An 18275-nucleotide genomic window follows, 5' to 3' on the forward strand; every position below is an offset into this window, starting at 1 on the left:
GTCAGCCGGGAATCCGTCCGGCTCCGGTCGAGGGTGGGGCGGCGGGCCGGGGAGCCCGCCGCTCCGGCGTCCCGCGCCCGGGCGCGGGGCTGCCCCGCCGTGCGACCGCCACGGTGGGGCAGAGGGACGTGCGTACGGTCAGCCGTTGCGCGGGCCGGGGAAGGCTCCGGGGCGCAGCTCCTCACGTACCGGCGGCTGGTTCACCGACGGCTGCGGCGGCATCGAGCGGGCCGCGGGCACCGAGGGCACCGGGGAGATGGCACCGCTGGAGGGCGACCCCGGCAGGCCGGTGCCCATGGAGACCGGGCGGGGCGTCGCGGGGGTGTCGGTGTTCGTCTCGGCGGCCGAGGACTGCGCGGTGGCCCGGCGCGATCCGTAACGGCGGTGCACCGCCTGCTTGGTGACGCCGAGTGCCGAGCCCACGGCGTCCCAGGAGAAGCCGAGCGAGCGGTCGAAGTCCACCGCCGCGGTGACCAGGGTCTCGACGCTGTCCCGCAGCTCCTGGGCGAGGCGGACGGTGGGGGCCGGGGCCCTGCCGTAGACGACGAAGCCCGCGGAGGGGCCGGAGCGGCGCGGGCGGTAGACGTTGCCCAGCTGGGCGGTGAGTGTGCGCAGCGCGTCCACCTGCCGCCGGACCCGCTCGATGTCCCGCACCAGGAGATGCAGGCTGGCCCGCGCTTGGGCGTCGTGGGTTGCGTGGTCGGCCATGAAGAAGCCTCTCGAACCGGCGTTGAAAGGGATCGGGCCGCATCGGGGCGGCCCGCTTCGGTCAATCTCCTTTGACCAACGCCCGAGCCGGGTATGTGGTCACGCTATCGGGGCGTATGTGCATATGCACGGGGCGTGCGCGGCGCGCGTGCGCCCCCTGGCCGCCGTGCGATCGCAGCAGGTGGAGAGGGTGCCTTCCGGGGTGAGCCCAGGGTCTGTCGCCGTACAGCCCCTAGACTGGTGTGCTGCTCGTCACCGTACGTCCTGGCCCCTCGCAGGGCCCGAGAGTCCGAGAAGCCCGAGAGGCAGTCAGCCACCCATGAAGCTCGTCTTCGCCGGCACCCCCGAGGTCGCCGTCCCCGCCCTGGACGCCCTGATCGCCTCCGACCGCCACGAGGTGGCCGCCGTCGTGACCCGTCCCGACGCCCCAGCCGGGCGCGGCCGCCGGCTGGTGGCCAGTCCGGTGGCCGAGCGGGCGGCGGAGGCCGGGATCGAGGTCCTCAAGCCGGCGAAGCCCCGGGACGAGGAGTTCCTCGCCCGGCTGCGGGAGATCGCCCCGGACTGCTGCCCGGTCGTCGCCTACGGCGCCCTGCTGCCCAAGGTGGCCCTGGACGTGCCCGCCCGTGGCTGGGTCAACCTGCACTTCTCGCTGCTGCCCGCCTGGCGGGGTGCGGCGCCGGTGCAGCACGCGGTGATGGCCGGGGACGAGGTGACCGGCGCCTCGACCTTCCTGATCGAGCAGGGCCTTGACTCCGGCCCGGTCTACGGGGTCCTCACCGAGGAGATCCGCCCCACCGACACCAGCGGCGACCTGCTCACCCGGCTCGCCTTCGCCGGTGCCGGGCTGCTCGCGGCCACCATGGACGGCATGGAGGACGGCACCCTGCACGCCGTGCAGCAGCCGCACGACGGCGTCACCCTGGCCCCGAAGATCACCGTGGAGGACGCCCAGGTGAACTGGTCGGTCCCCGCCCTGCGCGTCGACCGGGTGGTGCGCGGCTGCACCCCCGCGCCGGGCGCCTGGACCCTGTTCCGGGGCGAGCGGCTCAAGCTCGTCCAGGCGACGCCCGTCCTGGACCGCACCGACCTGGCGCCCGGCGAGCTGTCGGCGGCGAAGAACAACGTGTACGTGGGCACCGGCTCGCACGCCGTCGAGCTGCTCTGGGTCCAGCCGCAGGGCAAGAAGCCGATGAAGGCCGCCGACTGGGCGCGCGGGGTCCGCATCGTCCACGGCGAGCTGCTGGGGTCGTAGAACCTCGCGTACGAGGGGCCGGGGGCGGCCGCGTGCACCGTCCCCGCCTCCCGTTCGGGCGCCCGGGGACGGCGACGTACGCTGGGAGGGTTCGCCCTCTCACCATCTGCGGAGCACCTTTCACGTGAACGACCAGCCGCGTCGCCGTCCTGCCAAGCCCCACCGCCGCCCCCAGAAGGACCCCGTCCGGTTCCTCGCCTTCGAGGCGCTGCGGGCCGTCGACGAGCGGGACGCGTACGCCAACCTCGTGCTGCCCCCGCTGCTGAAGAAGGCCCGCGCCAAGGGCGACTTCGACGGCCGGGACGCGGCGCTGGCGACCGAGCTGGTCTACGGGACGCTGCGCCGCCAGGGCACGTACGACGCGATCGTCGCGGCCTGCATCGACCGGCCGCTCCGCGAGGTCGACCCGCCGGTCCTCGACGTCCTCAACATGGGCGTCCACCAGCTGCTCGGCACCCGCATCCCCACCCACGCGGCCGTCTCCGCCAGTGTGGAGCTGGCCCGGGTGGTGCTGGGCGAGGGGCGCGCGAAGTTCGTCAACGCCGTGCTGCGCAAGGTCTCCGCGCACGACCTGGACGACTGGGTGGAGAAGGTCGCGCCCTCCTACGAGGAGGACGCCGAGGACCATCTCTCCATCGTCCACTCGCACCCGCGCTGGGTCGTCTCGGCGCTCTGGGACGCGCTGGGCGGGGGCCGCGCCGGCATCGAGGACCTGCTCGAAGCCGACAACGAGCGGCCCGAGGTGACCCTGGTGGCCCGCCCCGGCCGCTCCACCACCGACGAGCTGGAGAAGGCCCTCGGCGACGAGAACTCGCTGCCGGGCCGCTGGTCGCCGTACGCCGTCCGGATGGCGGAGGGCGGCGAGCCCGGCGCCCTGACGGCGGTCCAGGAGGGCCGGGCGGGCGTCCAGGACGAGGGCAGCCAGCTGGTGGCCGCCGCGCTCGCCGCCGCCCCCGTGGAGGGCCGTGACAGCCGCTGGCTGGACGGCTGCGCCGGCCCCGGCGGCAAGGCCGCGCTGCTTGCCGCCCTCGCCGCCGAGCGGGGCGCCGCCCTCCTCGCCGCCGAGAAGCAGCCGCACCGCGCCCGGCTGGTGGAGCGGACGCTCGCCGGCAACCCGGGCCCGTACCAGGTGGTCACCGCCGACGGCACCCGCCCGCCGTGGCTGCCCGGCACCTTCGACCGCATCCTGATGGACGTGCCGTGCTCCGGTCTGGGCGCGCTGCGCCGCCGCCCGGAGGCCCGCTGGCGGCGTCGCGCCGCGGACCTGGAGAGCTTCGCCCCGCTTCAGCGCGGTCTGCTGCGCGAGGCGTTGAAGGCCGTACGGGTCGGCGGCGTCGTCGGCTACGCGACCTGCTCGCCGCACCTCGCGGAGACCCGCGTGGTCGTCGAGGACGTACTGAAGGGCCGTGGCGGGGAGCCGGTGGAGGCCGAATGGGTCGACGCCCGCCCGCTGATGCCCGGGGTGCCCGCGCTGGGTGAGGGGCCCGACGTCCAGCTGTGGCCACATCTGCACGGGACGGACGCCATGTATCTCGCTCTGCTGCGCAGGACCGGCTGAATATCGCTCCGACAGTCGTTCTCCCCGTACAGCAAAAGAACAGTAAAGCGCTGGCAAAATGCGCAGAATGTGCGAACTGTGATGGCCGGGTGAGGCTTTGGCGACCACCGAGGCGGGGAACCGGCGCGGAACGTGGCAGGCTTGGGTCATGGCGCAGATCAACCCCAGCATCCTGTCCGCCGATTTCGCGCGTCTCGCCGAGGAGGCGAAGGCCGTCGAAGGCGCGGACTGGCTCCATGTCGACGTGATGGACAACCACTTCGTGCCCAACCTGACGCTCGGCGTGCCGATCGTCGAGGCACTGGGCAAGGCCACGGACACCCCGCTGGACTGCCACCTCATGATCGAGGACCCGGACCGCTGGGCCCCGCAGTACGTCGAGGCGGGCGCCGGCTCGGTCACCTTCCATGTGGAGGCCGCGGCTGCGCCGGTGCGCCTCGCGCGGGAGATCCGGGCGAAGGGCGCGCGGGCGTCGATGGCGCTCAAGCCCGCGACGCCCATCGAGCCGTACGAGGACCTGCTCCCCGAGCTCGACATGCTGCTGATCATGACGGTCGAGCCGGGCTTCGGCGGCCAGGCCTTCCTGGACATCATGCTCCCGAAGATCCGCCGCACCCGGGAACTGATCGGCAAGCACGGCCTCGAACTCTGGCTCCAGGTCGACGGCGGGGTCTCCACCTCCACGATCGAGCGGTGCGCGGAGGCTGGCGCCGATGTCTTCGTCGCGGGATCGGCGGTGTACGGGGCCGAGGACCCGGCGGCGGCGGTGCGGGGTCTGCGGGCGCAGGCGGAGGCGGTCACGGCCGCCGCGCCCTGGGCATGCGGCCACTGAACAAAGGGCAGATGAACGCGGCCCGACGGGGCCGATCAAGGATCGCCGGATCTGACAGGATGAAGGCGTATCGGGGCGTGTGAACAGCAGTGAGGAGATCGCGGTGTCTGGCATCTCGGCGGGTCGGTCAGCCATGCGGATGGGACCCGCGGAGCTGGTGCAGGCGGCGGCCATGGCCCGCCGGTTCTACCTGGAGGGCAAGTCCAAGATCCAGATCGCCGAGGAGTTCGGCGTCAGCCGCTTCAAGGTGGCCCGGGTCCTGGAGACGGCCCTGGAGCGTGATCTCGTACGGATCGAGATCCGGGTGCCGGCCGAGCTGGACGCCGAACGCTCCGACGCGCTCCGGGCCCGCTACGGGCTGCGCCACGCGGTCGTCGTCGAGTCGCCGGCCGAGGAGCAGGAGGACGCCCCCGACCCGGAGAACCTGGGCGAGGTCGCGGCCGACCTGCTCGGCGAGCTGGTGGCCGAGGGCGATGTGCTGGGACTGGCCTGGGGCCGCTCCACCATCCATATGGCGGCGGCGCTCGACCGGCTCCCGCCCTGCACGGTCGTCCAGCTGACCGGTGTCTACGACGCGGGCACCGCCGAGCGCGGCTCCGTCGAGGCGGTCCGCCGGGCCGCCCAGGTCTCCGGCGGCGAGGCCCACCCCATCTACGCCCCGATGCTGCTGCCCGACCCGGCGACGGCTGCCGCGCTGCGCGAGCAGACGGGCATCGCCCGCGCCTTCGAGTACTTCGACAAGGTGACGGTCGCCGCGGTCTCCATCGGCTCCTGGGAGCCGGGTATCTCCACGGTCCACGACATGCTCTCCGACGGGGAGCGCGCCCACTACGCCTCCCTCGGCGTCGCCGCCGAGATGTCCGCGCACCTCTTCGACTCCGACGGCCGTCGCGTCGGCCGTGACCTGGGCGAACGCTGCATCACCGTGGAGGCGGACCGGCTGCGCCGGATCCCCGAGGTGGTGGCGATCGCGGGCGGCCTGCGCAAGGCGGCGGCCATCGGCGCCGTACTGCGCTCGGGCCTGGTCACCAGCCTGGTGACGGACACCGCCGCAGCCGACTACCTGCTGACCGAGTCGGCGGCCGGAGTCCGCCCGGCGCTGGAGCGGGCCGACCCGGACGGGGAGTGACCCGGACCGGAAGCTGACGCAAGGAGGCCGGGCACCCCTGGGGGTGCCCGGCCTCCTTGCGTCACGGCCTCAGACCTTGCGTCACGGCCTCAGACCTTGCGTCACGGCCTCAGCCTTGGCGCGGGGCTTCCGCCGCGCAGGGCGTGGCCTCCGCGTGGTCGGGCGCTATGCCCAGCACGGTCTCCTCCAGATACTCCTGCGGCTCCTCGTACTGCCCCACGTCGGCCGGGTTGTAGCGCGGGGTCTGGCGCGACCAGTCCAGGTTCCCGCGCATCCAGCTGCGCATCCCTTCGAGATAGGGCACCAGCAGACCGGTCAGCTCGGGATACAGCTCCAGCAGCTCGTCCTCGGCGGTCAGGAACCGCTCCGTCTCCAGCGCCAGCCGCTCCGCGACATGGTCCAGCGCCTGCTGCTCGCCCAAGCCCCGGTGGTGGCGGACCAGGTGGACGAGGTTGTGGATCTCGCCGAGCACCTGCTCCTTCTCGAAGGAGTACACGTCGTTGGCCCAGCACACGTGGTTGCAGGAGGCTTCCAGGGCGGTGATGAACCGGGGGTCGTTGTGGAGCGACTCCGGGGCCTCGATGCCGGTGACGATCTCTATGAGGTCCATGCAGACGTGGATGGCCCCGGTGTGCCGCCGCTTGGCGATGTACGTCTCCTCGGACGGCACCACGTCGTTCGCGCGGTTGCCCGCCTCCCAGGTGGTGGCCGTCGTGAGGTAGGTGATCAGATGCCAGGCGAACCGGGTCCGCCAGTGGGGCGCCGCGTTCGGCGTCGTACGTTCCCACAGGTCGGCCAGGGCGATCACGGCGGCCGGCAGCTCCTCGCCCGGCAGGGGGCCGGGGGCGGTGCCGGCCACGACGGCGCGCATCCGCTCGACCACGGCGCGTACCCGTTCGGGGGAGCGGCCGAGATGGCCGTCGTCGAGCTGGTCGTCGACGAGGAAGAGCCAGACGAACCAGTCGGCCACCAGATCGAGGTGTTCAGGATCGGCCGTCGGGTAGACCATGCCGACGAACGCGCCGAAATCGGCTTGTTCGAAGCGGTTCATCGCGGACTCGCGGTGCACCAGACCCGTCTGTCTGATCCAGGTGGCCAGGTGACCGCGTGTGTGCCCGACGTGCGGGTTGGTCCGCTGGGGGAACGGGCAGTAGATGTCCGGCAGTTCGCTGTCCACGGGCGGATCTGGATCCTCTCCGGTCAAACGGTGTGCCGAGGCTGCCGATGTGCCGGAGCGGCACCTCGGACACCCCCGAGACCTGCGGCTTTGAAGCTACCTGACCCCTTGTCACCGGGTCCAGGGATGATGATCACGAATGAATCGAATCCCGTTCGGGTAGGGTCCGTGGGTAAGGCAGGTTCCACTTGCCCGGGACCCCCCGACCGCCTCCCTGGAGGCCTCCAAGACCCATTTGGAGGAACAGACGAACGCGGGGGTCTTTTGCTGTGTCTTCGTGGAAACGACCTGCACCGTTTCGTATGAAAAAATGAGTGTTATGCGCTTTCTTGAGCCGGGCACCGGTCGCTACACAGACTCCTCCGTGGTTCCGTACGACCTCACGTACGACGACGTCTTCATGGTTCCGGGCCGCTCCGCCGTCGGCTCCCGCCAGGCCGTGGACCTCTCCTCGCCCGACGGCACGGGGACGACCATCCCGCTCGTGGTCGCCAACATGACCGCCATCGCGGGCCGGCGGATGGCTGAAACCATCGCCCGCCGCGGCGGGCTCGTCGTCATCCCCCAGGACATCCCGATCGAGGTCGTCACCGACGTCATCACCTGGGTCAAGACGCGCCACCTCGTCCTGGACACCCCGATCGAGCTGGCCCCCGGCCAGACCGTTGCCGACGCCCTGTCCCTGCTGCCCAAGCGGGCGCACGGCGCGGGTGTCGTCGTGGACGAGGACCGGCGCCCCGTCGGCGTCGTCACCGACCACGACCTGACCGGCGTCGACCGCTTCACCCAGCTCTCCGAGGTCATGTCCAAGGACCTGGTGCTCCTGGACGCGGACATCGACCCGCGCGACGCGTTCAACAAGCTCGACGGCGCCAACCGCAAGCTCGCCCCCGCCGTGGACAAGGACGGCCGTCTCGTCGGCATCCTCACCCGGAAGGCCGCCCTGCGCGCCACCCTCTACACCCCCGCCACCGACGACCGGGGCCGGCTGCGCATCGCGGCCGCCGTCGGCATCAACGGCGATGTGGCGGGCAAGGCCAAGCAGCTCCTGGACGCGGGCGTCGACACGCTCGTCGTGGACACCGCCCACGGCCACCAGGAATCCATGATCAGCGCGGTCCGTGCCGTACGGGCGCTGGACCCGCAGGTGCCGATCGTCGCGGGCAACATCGTCGCCGCCGAGGGCGTGCGGGACCTGATCGAGGCCGGAGCCGACATCATCAAGGTCGGCGTCGGCCCCGGCGCCATGTGCACCACCCGGATGATGACCGGTGTCGGCCGGCCGCAGTTCTCCGCCGTCCTGGAGTGCGCCGCCGAGGCGAAGAAGCACGGCAAGCACGTCTGGGCGGACGGTGGCGTCCGCCACCCGCGCGATGTAGCCATGGCGCTCGCCGCCGGCGCGTCCAACGTGATGATCGGCTCCTGGTTCGCGGGGACGTACGAGTCGCCGGGCGACCTCCAGCAGTCCGCCGACGGCCGTTACTACAAGGAGTCCTTCGGGATGGCCTCCGCGCGTGCCGTGAAGAACCGTACGTCGGACGAGTCCGCGTACGACCGGGCCCGCAAGGCGCTCTTCGAGGAGGGCATCTCCACCTCGCGGATGTTCCTCGACCCGACCCGTCCGGGCGTCGAGGACCTGATCGACTCGATCATCGCGGGCGTCCGCTCCTCCTGCACCTACGCGGGTGCGGCCTCCCTGGAGGAGTTCGCCGAGAAGGCGGTCGTCGGCGTCCAGAGCGCGGCCGGCTACGCCGAGGGCAAGCCGCTGCACGCCAGCTGGAGTTGATACCGGCGCTTCGTAACGCCCCCGCCCCTTCCGGCGATTCATACCGGGAGGGGCGGTGTCGTATACGGAGCCTTGTATCAGGGGTTGTATGACACCTTGTATACGGCCTTCCGAGGTGGCCGGGATCCCGCTTCAACTCTGTTCAAACATAAGTAATATGAAGCGCAATCAGCTGCCTCCCTCTCTGCGGTAAGGGATCTCATGTCCTTCTTCACTGACCTGGCCCATCAGTACATCGACGGCGAGTGGAGGCCGGGGAAGGGGTCCTGGGACATCATCGACTTCAACCCCTTCAACGGCGAGAAGCTCGCCTCGATCCCCGTCGCCACCGCCGAAGAGGTCGACCAGGCCTACCGTGCCGCCGAGCGCGCCCAGCAGGCGTGGGCCGACACCAACCCGTACGCCCGGCGCACCGTTCTGGAGAAGGCGCTGCGCATCGTCGAGGAGCGCGAGCCGCAGATCGCCGAGGCCATCGTCGCCGAGCTCGGCGGCACCCACCTGAAGGCCGGCTTCGAGCTGCACCTGGCCAAGGAGTTCCTGCGCGAGGCCATTCAGCTCGCCCTGCGCCCGGCCGGCCAGATCCTTCCCTCGCCGACCGAGGGCAAGGAGAACCGCGTCTACCGGGTGCCCGTCGGGGTCGTCGGTGTCATCAGCCCCTTCAACTTCCCCTTCCTGCTCTCCCTCAAGTCCGTCGCCCCCGCCCTCGCCCTGGGCAACGCGGTCGTCCTCAAGCCGCACCAGAACACCCCGATCTGCGGCGGCACCCTGCTGGCCAAGGTCTTCGAGGACGCCGGGCTCCCCGCCGGACTGCTCAACGTCGTCGTCACCGACATCGCCGAGATCGGCGACACCCTGCTGGAGCACCCCGTACCGCAGGTCATCTCCTTCACCGGCTCGGACAAGGTCGGCCGGCACGTCGCGACCGTCTGCGCCGCCAACCTCAAGCGCGCCGTCCTCGAACTCGGCGGCAACAGCGCCCTGATCGTGCTGGACGACGCCGATGTGGACTACGCGGTCGACGCGGCGGTCTTCAGCCGCTACATCCACCAGGGCCAGGTCTGCATGGCCGCCAACCGGATCCTGGTCGACCGGGCGGTCGAGGAGGAGTTCACCGAGAAGTTCGTCGCCAAGGTCGCCTCCCTCACCGTCGGGGACCCGGCCGACCCCGCCACCCAGATCGGCCCGCTGATCAACTCCTCGCAGGCCGAGTCCATCTCCCGGCTCGTCGACCAGACCGTCGAGGCCGGTGCCACCGCCCTGCTCCACGGCCGCGCCGACGGCAACCTGGTCAGCCCCTCCATCCTGACCGGCCTGGCCCCCGACTCCCCCGTCCTCCAGCAGGAGATCTTCGGCCCGGTCGCCCTGCTCGTCCCCTTCGACGGTGAGGACGAGGCCGTCCGCATCGCCAACGACACCCCGTACGGCCTCAGCGGCGCCGTCCACACCGCCAACATCGAGCGCGGCGTGCGGGTCGGACAGCGCATCCACACCGGCATGATCCACATCAACGACGGCACCGTCCACGACGAGCCGATCGTCCCCTTCGGCGGCGAGAAGAGCTCGGGCCTCGGCCGGCTGAACGGCGAGTCGATGGTGGAGGCCTTCACCACGCAGAAGTGGATCTCCGTCCAGCACGGCCGCTCGCAGTTCCCTTTCTGACCCACGGGCCACCTACTGCCACTGCGCCGGGCGCGCCCGCGACGGCGGCTCATGGTCTACTGCGGGAGGCGGCACCCGCCGCCTCCCGCCGGCCAGACCCACCGCAGAGAAGTGAACCGCCCGACGTGCGCCTGAACGACCTGGACGAACGCATCGTCCACGCCCTCGCCGAAGACGCCCGGCGCTCCTACGCCGACATCGGCGCGATCGTCGGCCTCTCCGCCCCCGCCGTGAAACGCCGCGTCGACCGGCTCCGCGCCGAGGGCGCGATCACCGGCTTCACCGTGCGCGTCGACCCGGCGGCGCTCGGCTGGGAGACCGAGGGGTTCATCGAGATCTACTGCAGCCGCAACACCTCCCCGGAAGCGATCAAGCAGGGCCTCGCCCGCTACCCGGAGATCGCCGCCGCCTCCACCGTCACGGGCGACGCGGACGCGGTGGTCCAGGTCTTCGCCGCCGACATGCGCCACTTCGAGCAGGTGCTGGAGCGGATCGCGGGGGAGCCGTACGTGGAGCGCACCAAGTCCGTACTGGTGCTCTCACCGCTGCTGCGCCGGTACTCGGCGGAGGCCCCGCCCGCCTAGCAGCAGGTGGCGCACATCACCGCGTTGACCTGCGGTGATGCCCCGACGCAACGTTTCGCCGCCGCAGGCCCTTCCGGCGCAACGAATCGACGGTCGGTGCGCAACACTCGCACCTTGTCCGGGCCCTCGGGCGCCACGTACCTTCGATACGTCTCCCCACCCCGCCCGCACCGTCCGAGGTCAGCCATGCCGCCGTTGCGTACCGCCCTGCTCCAGAGCTCCGGCCGGCCCGGTGCCGTCGCCGAGAACCTGAAGACGCTGGACGAGGCCGCCGCGCGCGCCGCCGGAGCGGGCGCCCGGCTGCTGGTCGCCCCCGAGCTGTTCCTGACCGGGTACGCCATCGGCGACGCCGTCCCCGAGCTGGCCGAGCCCGTCGACGGCCCCGGCGCGCAGGCCGTTGCCGAGATCGCCGTACGCCACGGCCTCGCCGTCCTGTACGGCTACCCGGAGCGCGACGGCGAGCGGATCTTCAACGCCTCCCAGCTCATCGGCCCCGACGGCGCCTCGCTGGCCAACTACCGCAAGACCCACCTCTTCGGCTGCTTCGAGCAGGAGTGGTTCACCCCCGGCGGGCAGACCGTCGTCCAGGCCGACCTGGACGGCATCCGCATCGGGCTGCTGATCTGCTACGACGTCGAGTTCCCGGAGAACGTCCGGGCGCACGCCCTCGCCGGCACCGACCTGCTGCTGGTGCCCACCGCGCAGATGCACCCCTTCCAGTTCGTCGCCGAATCCGTCATCCCCGTACGGGCCTTCGAGAGCCAGATGTACGTGGCGTACGTCAACCGCACCGGCCCGGAAGGCGAGTTCGAGTTCGTCGGGCTGAGCTGCCTGGCCGGCCCCGACGGCACCGTGCGCACCCGCGCCGGCCGCGGCGAGGAGCTCGTCGTCGGCGAGGTGGACCCCGAGTTCCTGGCCGCGTCCCGCGCTGCCAACCCCTACCTGCACGACCGCCGCCCCGGTCTGTACGGCTCCCTCGGCTGAGCCCGCCACCCCCACACCGTCTCCCTTCAGTCATCGCGCAAGGAGTCCGTACCCCATGACGTCCACGGTGCCCAACGCTGTCCAGCACACCGACGCGGCCGCCCCGCCGATCACCATGTTCGGGCCGGACTTCCCGTACGCGTACGACGACTTCCTCGCCCACCCGGCCGGCCTCGGCCAGATACCGGCGACCGAGCACGGCCAGGAGGTCGCCGTCATCGGCGGCGGGCTCTCCGGCATCATCGCCGCGTACGAGCTGATGAAGATGGGCCTCAAGCCCGTCGTCTACGAGGCCGACCGGATCGGCGGGCGGCTGCGCACCGTCGGCTTCGACGGCTGCGACCCCTCGCTCACCGCCGAGATGGGCGCGATGCGCTTCCCGCCGTCCTCCACGGCGCTCCAGCACTACATCGACCTGGCGGGCCTGGAGACCTCGGCCTTCCCCAACCCGCTCTCCCCGGCCACGCCCTCCACCGTCGTGGACCTCAAGGGCGAGTCGCACTACGCCGAGACCATCGACGACCTGCCCCAGGTCTACCGCGATGTGGCCGACGCCTGGAACGCCTGCCTGGAGGAGGGCGCCGACTTCTCCGACATGAACCGGGCGCTGCGCGAGCGCGACGTACCGCGCATCCGGGAGATCTGGGCCAAGCTCGTCGAGCAGCTCGACAACCAGACCTTCTACGGCTTCCTCTGCGCCTCCGACGCCTTCAAGTCCTTCCGGCACCGCGAGATCTTCGGCCAGGTCGGCTTCGGCACCGGCGGCTGGGACACCGACTTCCCCAACTCCATCCTGGAGATCCTGCGGGTCGTCTACACCGAGGCCGACGACCACCACCGGGGCATCGTCGGCGGCAGCCAGCAGCTCCCGCTGCGCCTGTGGGACCGCGAGCCGCAGAAGATCGTCCACTGGCCGCTGGGCACCTCGCTGGCCTCCCTGCACGGCGGTGAGCCGCGAGGCGCCGTGACCCGGCTGACCCGTACGGCGGGCAACCGCATCACGGTCACCGACGCCACCGGCGACATCCGCACCTTCCGGGCCGCCGTCTTCACCGGCCAGTCCTGGCTGCTGCTCTCCAAGATCGACTGTGATGACGCGCTCTTCCCGATCGACCACTGGACGGCGATGGAGCGCACCCACTACATGGAGTCGTCCAAGCTGTTCGTGCCGGTCGACCGGCCGTTCTGGCTGGACAAGGACGAGACCACCGGCCGTGACACCATGTCGATGACGCTCACCGACCGGATGACCCGGGGGACCTACCTCCTGGACGACGGGCCGGACAAGCCCGCCGTCATCTGCCTCTCCTACACGTGGTGCGACGACAGCCTGAAGTGGCTGCCGCTCTCCCCGAAGGAGCGCATGGAGGTCATGCTCAAGTCGCTCGGGGAGATCTACCCGAACGTCGACATCCGCGGCCACATCATCGGCAACCCGGTCACCGTCTCCTGGGAGAACGAGCCCTACTTCATGGGCGCGTTCAAGGCGAACCTGCCCGGCCACTACCGCTACCAGCGGCGGCTGTTCACCCACTTCATGCAGGACCGGCTGCCCGCCGACAAGCGGGGCCTGTTCCTCGCGGGCGACGACATCTCCTGGACGGCCGGCTGGGCCGAGGGCGCCGTACAGACCGCGCTCAACGCGGTGTGGGGCGTCATGCACCAGTTCGGCGGGGCGACCGACCCGACCAACCCGGGCCCCGGCGACGTCTTCGACGAGATCGCTCCGGTGGAGCTTCCGGAGGACTGAACCGGAAGACCGGGGATCAACGCGGGCGTCAGCGGCACGGGGTGAGCAGGAAGCGCACCACCAGCCCGGCGCCCGCGTCGGTCTGCTGCCGGAACTCCTCGGCCGACGACGGGAATCCGCGCAGCCGCCAGAGCACCCGGGCCGCCGACCAGGCGGCCTCACGGGCCCGCTCCAGGCTCCAGGAACTCACCAGGTGGGTCAGCGGATCCGCGAGCCGGAGCAGATCGGGGCCCGGCATCAGATCGTCGTGGATCCGCTCCTCCAGCAGCGTGAGGAGATCACCCACCCGCTCGTACTCCCCTTCCAGCTCCGGCGGGGCGCAGCCGAGCGTACGACAGCTGTCCACCACGGCCAGGGCGAGGTCGTGAGCGATGTGCGCATGGAGACCGCCGAGGGCGAACTGCACCGGGCGTACGCCGGGGTGGTGCCGGTACTGGAACAGCGGACGCCGGCACTCCGGCGGACGCCCGCCCGCCTCCGCCACACCGAGGGCCGACAGATAGCGCTCCGCGAGCCGCACCTCCAGCGTGCCGGCGGTCTCCCGGACGGTCGTCAGGCAGACCTCGTGGAAGACCCCGACACCGTCCCCGGGCGGCCACCGGTCGCGGAACGCACGCATCCGCTCGAACACCGTGTCCACCTCCGCCACGAGGGTGCCGGGAGCAGCCGGTTCCGCGAACTGTTCGATCTGCGCCATGTGCGGAGCGTGGCAGCCATAGGCTCGGCACGGCGCCGACCGGCCGAAGGTTCATCGGAACGGACGAACGACGGTGCCGGAAATGGGGTTCGAGGAGTGCCGGGCATACACGCACAACGCCGCATCACCCGCCGGGCACGCCGTCGGGCCGCCCGTCGGCACGGCCTGCTGGCCGTCGCGTCGGCCGTCGTGGCGATCGGAGCCACGGCCGGCCTGATCGAGGCCGGGCAGGACGGGCGCCGGACCACGGCCGTTCCGGAGCCGACGCCTCCGCCGGTCCTCCAGCCGCTGCCCGCGGTCCCGACCCCCACCACCGCGCCGCCGACCGCGTCTCCCCCCACCGCCCCCACGACGGCCCCGCCGCCATCACCGCGGCCCAGCGCCTCCCGTACGAGCGCCGCCCCCACCGCGACATCCGCGGCTCCCGCCCCGGCCCCCAGGAACAGCCTCTTCCGCGACCCGGGGTCCCAGGTCGTCCAGTGGGTGCGTGCCAACCCCGACGACCCGCGCCGCCCGCTGATCGAGTCCCGGATCGCGGCGCAGCCGGCGGCGGTCTGGTTCGCGCAGTACAACCCGGGGCAGGTCGCCGCGGAGGTCCGCGCCGTCACCCGGGGCGCGGCCGCCGCCGGGCGGACCCCGGTGCTCGTCCCGTACGCCGTACCCGACCGGGACTGCGGCGGCGCCTCGCAGGGCGGGGCGCCGGACGGCGCGGCGTACGACGCCTGGATACGGGAGTTCGCCAAGGGGCTCGGCGCGGGCCCGGCGATCGTGATCCTGGAACCGGACGCCATCGCCCTCTCCGACTGCCTCACCGCCGGGGCGCGCGCGGCCCGCTTCGCCTCACTGGCCCGCGCCGGAGCCACCCTGCGCGCCGCCAACCCGAAGGCCCGGGTCTACTTCGACGGAGGCCACTCCGGCTGGCACCCCGCCCCGAAGCAGGCGGCCGCGCTCCGGGCCGCGGGGGTGACCACCAGCGGCGACGGCATCTTCACCAACGTGGCCAACTTCCGCACCACCGCCGACGAGCGGGCCTACGCCCGCCAGGTGCTGGCCGCACTCGGCGGCCCCTCCGGCCTCGGCGCCGTCATCGACACCAGCCGCAACGGCAACGGCGCGCCCCCGCCCGGCCAGTGGTGCGACCCGCAGGGCCGGGCGCTGGGGCAGACCCCGACGACGCGGACAGGTGAGGACCGGATCGACGCGTACCTGTGGGTGAAGCTGCCGGGGGAGTCCGACGGCTGCTCGGGCGCGCCGGGCTCCTTCTCCCCGGAGTACGCCCACGGACTGGCCACCGGCTGAGCCCCGTAAGGGCGTTGAGGCCCTGCCGGTCCTGCGGCGGGCTCAGGACTTCCCGGGCCCGGGGTCCGTGTCGCCGGACTCCTCGTCGTACGCCGACGTGCCTGAGTCCAGCAGGGGTTCCTGGGTCTTCAGGTGCGCCGGGGCGAAGGCGCGCAGCACGTGGTAGCCGGTGATCACGACGAGGGTGCCGAGCGCGATACCGCCCAGCTCGAAGTTGTCGCCGATCTTCAGGCTGACCCCGCCGACGCCGATGATGATGCCCGCGGCGGCCGGGACGAGGTTGAGCGGATTGCGGAGGTCCACCCGGCCGTTGAGCCAGATCTGCGCACCGAGCAGGCCGATCATCCCGTACAGGATCACGGTGATCCCGCCGAGCACTCCGCCCGGGATCGCGGCGACGACCGCGCCGAACTTCGGGCAGAGGCCGAAGAGCAGGGCGAAGCAGGCCGCCGCCCAGTAGGCGGCCGTGGAGTAGACCCGGGTCGCGGCCATCACGCCGATGTTCTCGGAGTACGTGGTGTTGGGCGGGCCGCCCACGGCGGTGGAGAGCATCGACGCGGCGCCGTCCGCCGCGATGGCGGTGCCGAGCTTGTCGTCCAGAGAATCGCCGGTCATCTCGCCGACGGCCTTCACATGGCCCGCGTTCTCCGCGACCAGGGCGATCACCACGGGCAGGGCGACCAGGATCGCGGACCACTCGAAGGCCGGGGCGTGGAAGGACGGCAGACCGATCCAGTCCGCAGCGCCCACGCCCGACAGGTCCAGGCGCCAGTGGTCGACGGCCTCCGCGCCGCCCGCCGGGGAGTGGATCTTCCCGAACACCAGGTCCAGCACCCAGGAGAGCAGATAGCCGAAGACCAGTCCCAGGAAGATCGCGATCCGGGAGAGGAAGCCGCGCAGGCACACCACGGCCAGTCCGGTGAAGAGCATCACCAGCAGCGCGGTCCACTGGTCCTGCGGCCAGTACGTCGACGCGGTCACCGGCGCCAGGTTGAAGCCGATGAGCATCACGACCGCGCCGGTCACCACGGGCGGCATCGCCGCGTGGATGATCCGCGCGCCGAACCGCTGCACCGCGAGGCCCACGAGGAACAGCGCCGCGCCGACCACCAGCACCGCACCCGTGACGGTCGCGCTGTCACCGCCGCTCGCCCGGATGGTGGCCGCGACCCCGACGAAGGAGAGCGAGCACCCCAGATAGCTGGGCACCCGGCCCTTGGTGGCCAGCAGGAAGATCACGGTCGCGACCCCGGACATCATGATCGCGAGGTTCGGGTCCAGACCCATCAGGACCGGAGCGACGAACGACGCCCCGAACATCGCGACCACGTGCTGCGCGCCGAGGCCGAAGGTGCGGGGCCAGGAGAGCCGCTCGTCGGGGCGCACCACCGCCCCGGGCGCGGGGGTCTTCCCGTCGCCGTGCAAGGTCCAGCGCACGCCGAGGCTCATGGTTGCTCCCTGAAGGTCTGCTCGGTGTGCCGGCCGGTATGCGACCCGGTAATCGGTGTTCACCTGCGGAAAAGATCAGCGCCATGGTAGTGGTGCGGCGGGCGGCGGGCGTACAGAGGCCGCCCGCCGTACCGCCGCGTCCAGGGCTCAGCTCCCCGACGGGCTCTTCGCCGGCGCACCGCCCACCGCCGAGCCGGTCACCTTCCGGTCGCCCGCCCGCAGCACCCCGGCGCCCAGCACCAGGCCGAACGCCAGCACGGTCACCACGCCGAAGGACACCACCAGCGAGGTCGCCTCCGCCAGCGAACCGATCGCGGAGGGGGCTATCAGCCCCGAGGTGTACGTGATGGTCGCGACGCCCGCGATGGCCTGGCTCGGGTTCGGCCCGCTGCGCCCGGCCGCCGCGAAGGCCAGCGGCACCACGACCGCCACGCCGAGGCCCAGCAGCCCGAAGCCGCACATGGCCGCCGCCGGGGCGGGCGAGAACACCACCAGCAGCCCGCCCGTGGTGGCCAGTACCCCTCCCGCCCGTACGGTCCGCACCGCGCCGAACCGGTCCACGATCCGGTCCCCGGCCAGCCGCGCCACCGCCATCGTCAGCGCGAAGGCCGTGGTGGAGGCGGCCGCGACCCCGTCCGAGCTGCCCAGGATGTCCCGCAGGTAGACCGCCGACCAGTCGAGGCTGGCGCCCTCCGCGAACACCGCGCAGAACCCGACGGCCCCGATGATCAGCGCCGACTTCGGCGGCAGGGTGAAGCGCGGCGGCGGCTCCTCGTCCGGTTCGCTGCGCAGGTCCAGCACGCCCCGGCAGGCGAGCAGCCCCAGCGCCGTCAGCACCAGCGCGGCGAGGGTGTGGTGGAGGCGGGCGTCGGCGCCGATGTGGGCGGCGACCGTGCCCGCCGCCGAACCGATCAGCGCGCCCACGCTCCACATCCCGTGCAGCCCCGACATGATCGACTTGTCGAGACGGTTCTCCACCTCCACGCCCAGGGCGTTCATCGCCACGTCGGACATCCCGGCCGTGGCCCCGTAGACGAAGAGGACGGCGCACAGCGTCAGCAGGTTCGGCGCCAGGGCGGGCAGGACCAGCGCCAGCGTCCACAGGGCGAGCAGTCCGCGCAGGGCGGTCCGCGCGCCGAATCGGTGGCTGATCCGGCCCGCCAGCGGCATCGTGATCGAGGCGCCGATCGCCGGGAAGGCCAGCGCGAGGCCGAGCTGGCCCGCGCTCACCCCGGCGTGGTCCTGGATCCAGGGCACCCGGGTCGCGAAGCTGCCGGTCACCGCCCCGTGCACCGCGAAGACGGTGGCGACGGCGACCCTGGCTCGCTTCACCTGCTCCGTGCTGTAGACCGCGGCGGTCGGTTCCTTCGTCATGCGGTTGTGCCCTCCCCTGAGGAATCCGGTGCGCAGG

The 18275-nt window shown here is 72.0% G+C and carries 15 protein-coding genes; 10 read left to right on the plus strand and 5 right to left on the minus strand.

Annotated elements, in window-relative coordinates; genetic code table 11:
• Nucleotides 1-138 precede the first annotated feature (138 nt).
• Nucleotides 139-708: a hypothetical protein gene (locus ACK8N7_RS31450; RefSeq protein ID WP_500444655.1), complete on the minus strand. Its 570-nt coding sequence runs from the start codon at nt 706-708 to the stop codon at nt 139-141.
• Between the two features lie 319 nt (nt 709-1027).
• On the opposite strand from ACK8N7_RS31450, the gene fmt reads away from it, so the two are divergent.
• The 4 genes from fmt to ACK8N7_RS31470 all read left to right on the plus strand — a co-directional run bounded on the left by fmt (nt 1028) and on the right by ACK8N7_RS31470 (nt 5479).
• The gene (gene fmt / locus ACK8N7_RS31455) at nt 1028-1960 is read left to right on the plus strand and encodes a methionyl-tRNA formyltransferase (protein WP_500444656.1); all 933 of its coding nucleotides are present in this window, start codon (nt 1028-1030) and stop codon (nt 1958-1960) included.
• A gap of 124 nt (nt 1961-2084) precedes the next feature.
• Nucleotides 2085-3518 carry an RsmB/NOP family class I SAM-dependent RNA methyltransferase gene (locus ACK8N7_RS31460; RefSeq protein WP_500444657.1) on the plus strand — a complete coding sequence of 478 codons (1434 nt, stop codon included), beginning with the start codon at nt 2085-2087 and terminating at the stop codon, nt 3516-3518.
• Nucleotides 3519-3666: 148 nt separating this feature from the next.
• The gene (rpe, locus tag ACK8N7_RS31465; RefSeq protein WP_364787260.1) at nt 3667-4350 is read left to right on the plus strand and encodes a ribulose-phosphate 3-epimerase; all 684 of its coding nucleotides are present in this window, start codon (nt 3667-3669) and stop codon (nt 4348-4350) included.
• A 133-nt stretch (nt 4351-4483) separates the two neighbouring features.
• Nucleotides 4484-5479, plus strand: a complete 996-nt coding sequence (locus ACK8N7_RS31470; RefSeq protein WP_403217802.1) for a sugar-binding transcriptional regulator — start codon at nt 4484-4486, stop codon at nt 5477-5479.
• 109 nt (nt 5480-5588) lie between these two features.
• On the opposite strand, the gene ACK8N7_RS31475 is transcribed toward ACK8N7_RS31470, so the two are convergent.
• Nucleotides 5589-6656: a terpene synthase family protein gene (locus ACK8N7_RS31475; RefSeq protein ID WP_403217801.1), complete on the minus strand. Its 1068-nt coding sequence runs from the start codon at nt 6654-6656 to the stop codon at nt 5589-5591.
• Between the two features lie 319 nt (nt 6657-6975).
• On the opposite strand from ACK8N7_RS31475, the gene ACK8N7_RS31480 reads away from it, so the two are divergent.
• The 5 genes from ACK8N7_RS31480 (at nt 6976) to ACK8N7_RS31500 (ending at nt 13419) form a co-directional block, all read left to right on the plus strand.
• On the plus strand, nt 6976-8442 hold the full coding sequence (locus ACK8N7_RS31480; RefSeq protein WP_403217800.1) for a GuaB1 family IMP dehydrogenase-related protein: 1467 nt from the start codon (nt 6976-6978) through the stop codon (nt 8440-8442).
• 201 nt (nt 8443-8643) lie between these two features.
• A complete protein-coding gene (locus ACK8N7_RS31485; protein WP_403217799.1) occupies nt 8644-10101 on the plus strand; it encodes an aldehyde dehydrogenase family protein in 1458 nt (485 codons plus the stop codon).
• Nucleotides 10102-10226: 125 nt separating this feature from the next.
• Nucleotides 10227-10685, plus strand: a complete 459-nt coding sequence (locus ACK8N7_RS31490) for an Lrp/AsnC family transcriptional regulator (protein WP_015607336.1) — start codon at nt 10227-10229, stop codon at nt 10683-10685.
• 186 nt (nt 10686-10871) lie between these two features.
• Complete coding sequence (locus ACK8N7_RS31495; RefSeq protein WP_403217798.1) at nt 10872-11669, plus strand: carbon-nitrogen hydrolase family protein; 798 nt, start codon at nt 10872-10874, stop codon at nt 11667-11669.
• Between the two features lie 55 nt (nt 11670-11724).
• Nucleotides 11725-13419 (plus strand): flavin monoamine oxidase family protein, encoded by a 1695-nt coding sequence (locus ACK8N7_RS31500; protein ID WP_403217797.1) that lies wholly within the window; start codon nt 11725-11727, stop codon nt 13417-13419.
• Between the two features lie 28 nt (nt 13420-13447).
• Here ACK8N7_RS31500 and ACK8N7_RS31505 read toward each other — a convergent pair whose 3' ends face one another.
• Nucleotides 13448-14116, minus strand: a complete 669-nt coding sequence (locus tag ACK8N7_RS31505; RefSeq protein WP_403217796.1) for a DUF5995 family protein — start codon at nt 14114-14116, stop codon at nt 13448-13450.
• A 96-nt stretch (nt 14117-14212) separates the two neighbouring features.
• Here ACK8N7_RS31505 and ACK8N7_RS31510 point away from each other — a divergent pair, with 96 nt between their 5' ends.
• Nucleotides 14213-15415: a glycoside hydrolase family 6 protein gene (locus ACK8N7_RS31510; protein ID WP_500444658.1), complete on the plus strand. Its 1203-nt coding sequence runs from the start codon at nt 14213-14215 to the stop codon at nt 15413-15415.
• A 42-nt stretch (nt 15416-15457) separates the two neighbouring features.
• Here the strand turns inward: ACK8N7_RS31510 and ACK8N7_RS31515 are convergent, their stop codons facing one another.
• Both ACK8N7_RS31515 and ACK8N7_RS31520 read right to left on the minus strand, forming a co-directional pair.
• Nucleotides 15458-16864 (minus strand): uracil-xanthine permease family protein, encoded by a 1407-nt coding sequence (locus ACK8N7_RS31515; protein WP_403217794.1) that lies wholly within the window; start codon nt 16862-16864, stop codon nt 15458-15460.
• Between the two features lie 147 nt (nt 16865-17011).
• Nucleotides 17012-18238, minus strand: a complete 1227-nt coding sequence (locus ACK8N7_RS31520) for an MFS transporter (RefSeq protein WP_403217793.1) — start codon at nt 18236-18238, stop codon at nt 17012-17014.
• Nucleotides 18239-18275: the final 37 nt, after the last annotated feature.

It is taken from the genome of Streptomyces griseobrunneus, assembly GCF_046713465.1.
GTDB lineage: Bacteria > Actinomycetota > Actinomycetes > Streptomycetales > Streptomycetaceae > Streptomyces > Streptomyces microflavus.

Coding starts and splice junctions, on each gene's coding strand:
- ACK8N7_RS31495 (WP_403217798.1), top strand. CDS start 10,872: ATGCCGCCGTTGCGTACCGCCCTGCTCCAGAGCTCCGGCCGGCCCGGT.
- ACK8N7_RS31450 (WP_500444655.1), bottom strand. CDS start 708: ATGGCCGACCACGCAACCCACGACGCCCAAGCGCGGGCCAGCCTGCAT.
- ACK8N7_RS31520 (WP_403217793.1), bottom strand. CDS start 18,238: ATGACGAAGGAACCGACCGCCGCGGTCTACAGCACGGAGCAGGTGAAG.
- fmt (WP_500444656.1), top strand. CDS start 1,028: ATGAAGCTCGTCTTCGCCGGCACCCCCGAGGTCGCCGTCCCCGCCCTG.
- ACK8N7_RS31505 (WP_403217796.1), bottom strand. CDS start 14,116: ATGGCGCAGATCGAACAGTTCGCGGAACCGGCTGCTCCCGGCACCCTC.
- ACK8N7_RS31470 (WP_403217802.1), top strand. CDS start 4,484: ATGCGGATGGGACCCGCGGAGCTGGTGCAGGCGGCGGCCATGGCCCGC.
- ACK8N7_RS31485 (WP_403217799.1), top strand. CDS start 8,644: ATGTCCTTCTTCACTGACCTGGCCCATCAGTACATCGACGGCGAGTGG.
- ACK8N7_RS31515 (WP_403217794.1), bottom strand. CDS start 16,864: ATGAGCCTCGGCGTGCGCTGGACCTTGCACGGCGACGGGAAGACCCCC.
- ACK8N7_RS31500 (WP_403217797.1), top strand. CDS start 11,725: ATGACGTCCACGGTGCCCAACGCTGTCCAGCACACCGACGCGGCCGCC.
- ACK8N7_RS31480 (WP_403217800.1), top strand. CDS start 6,976: ATGCGCTTTCTTGAGCCGGGCACCGGTCGCTACACAGACTCCTCCGTG.
- rpe (WP_364787260.1), top strand. CDS start 3,667: ATGGCGCAGATCAACCCCAGCATCCTGTCCGCCGATTTCGCGCGTCTC.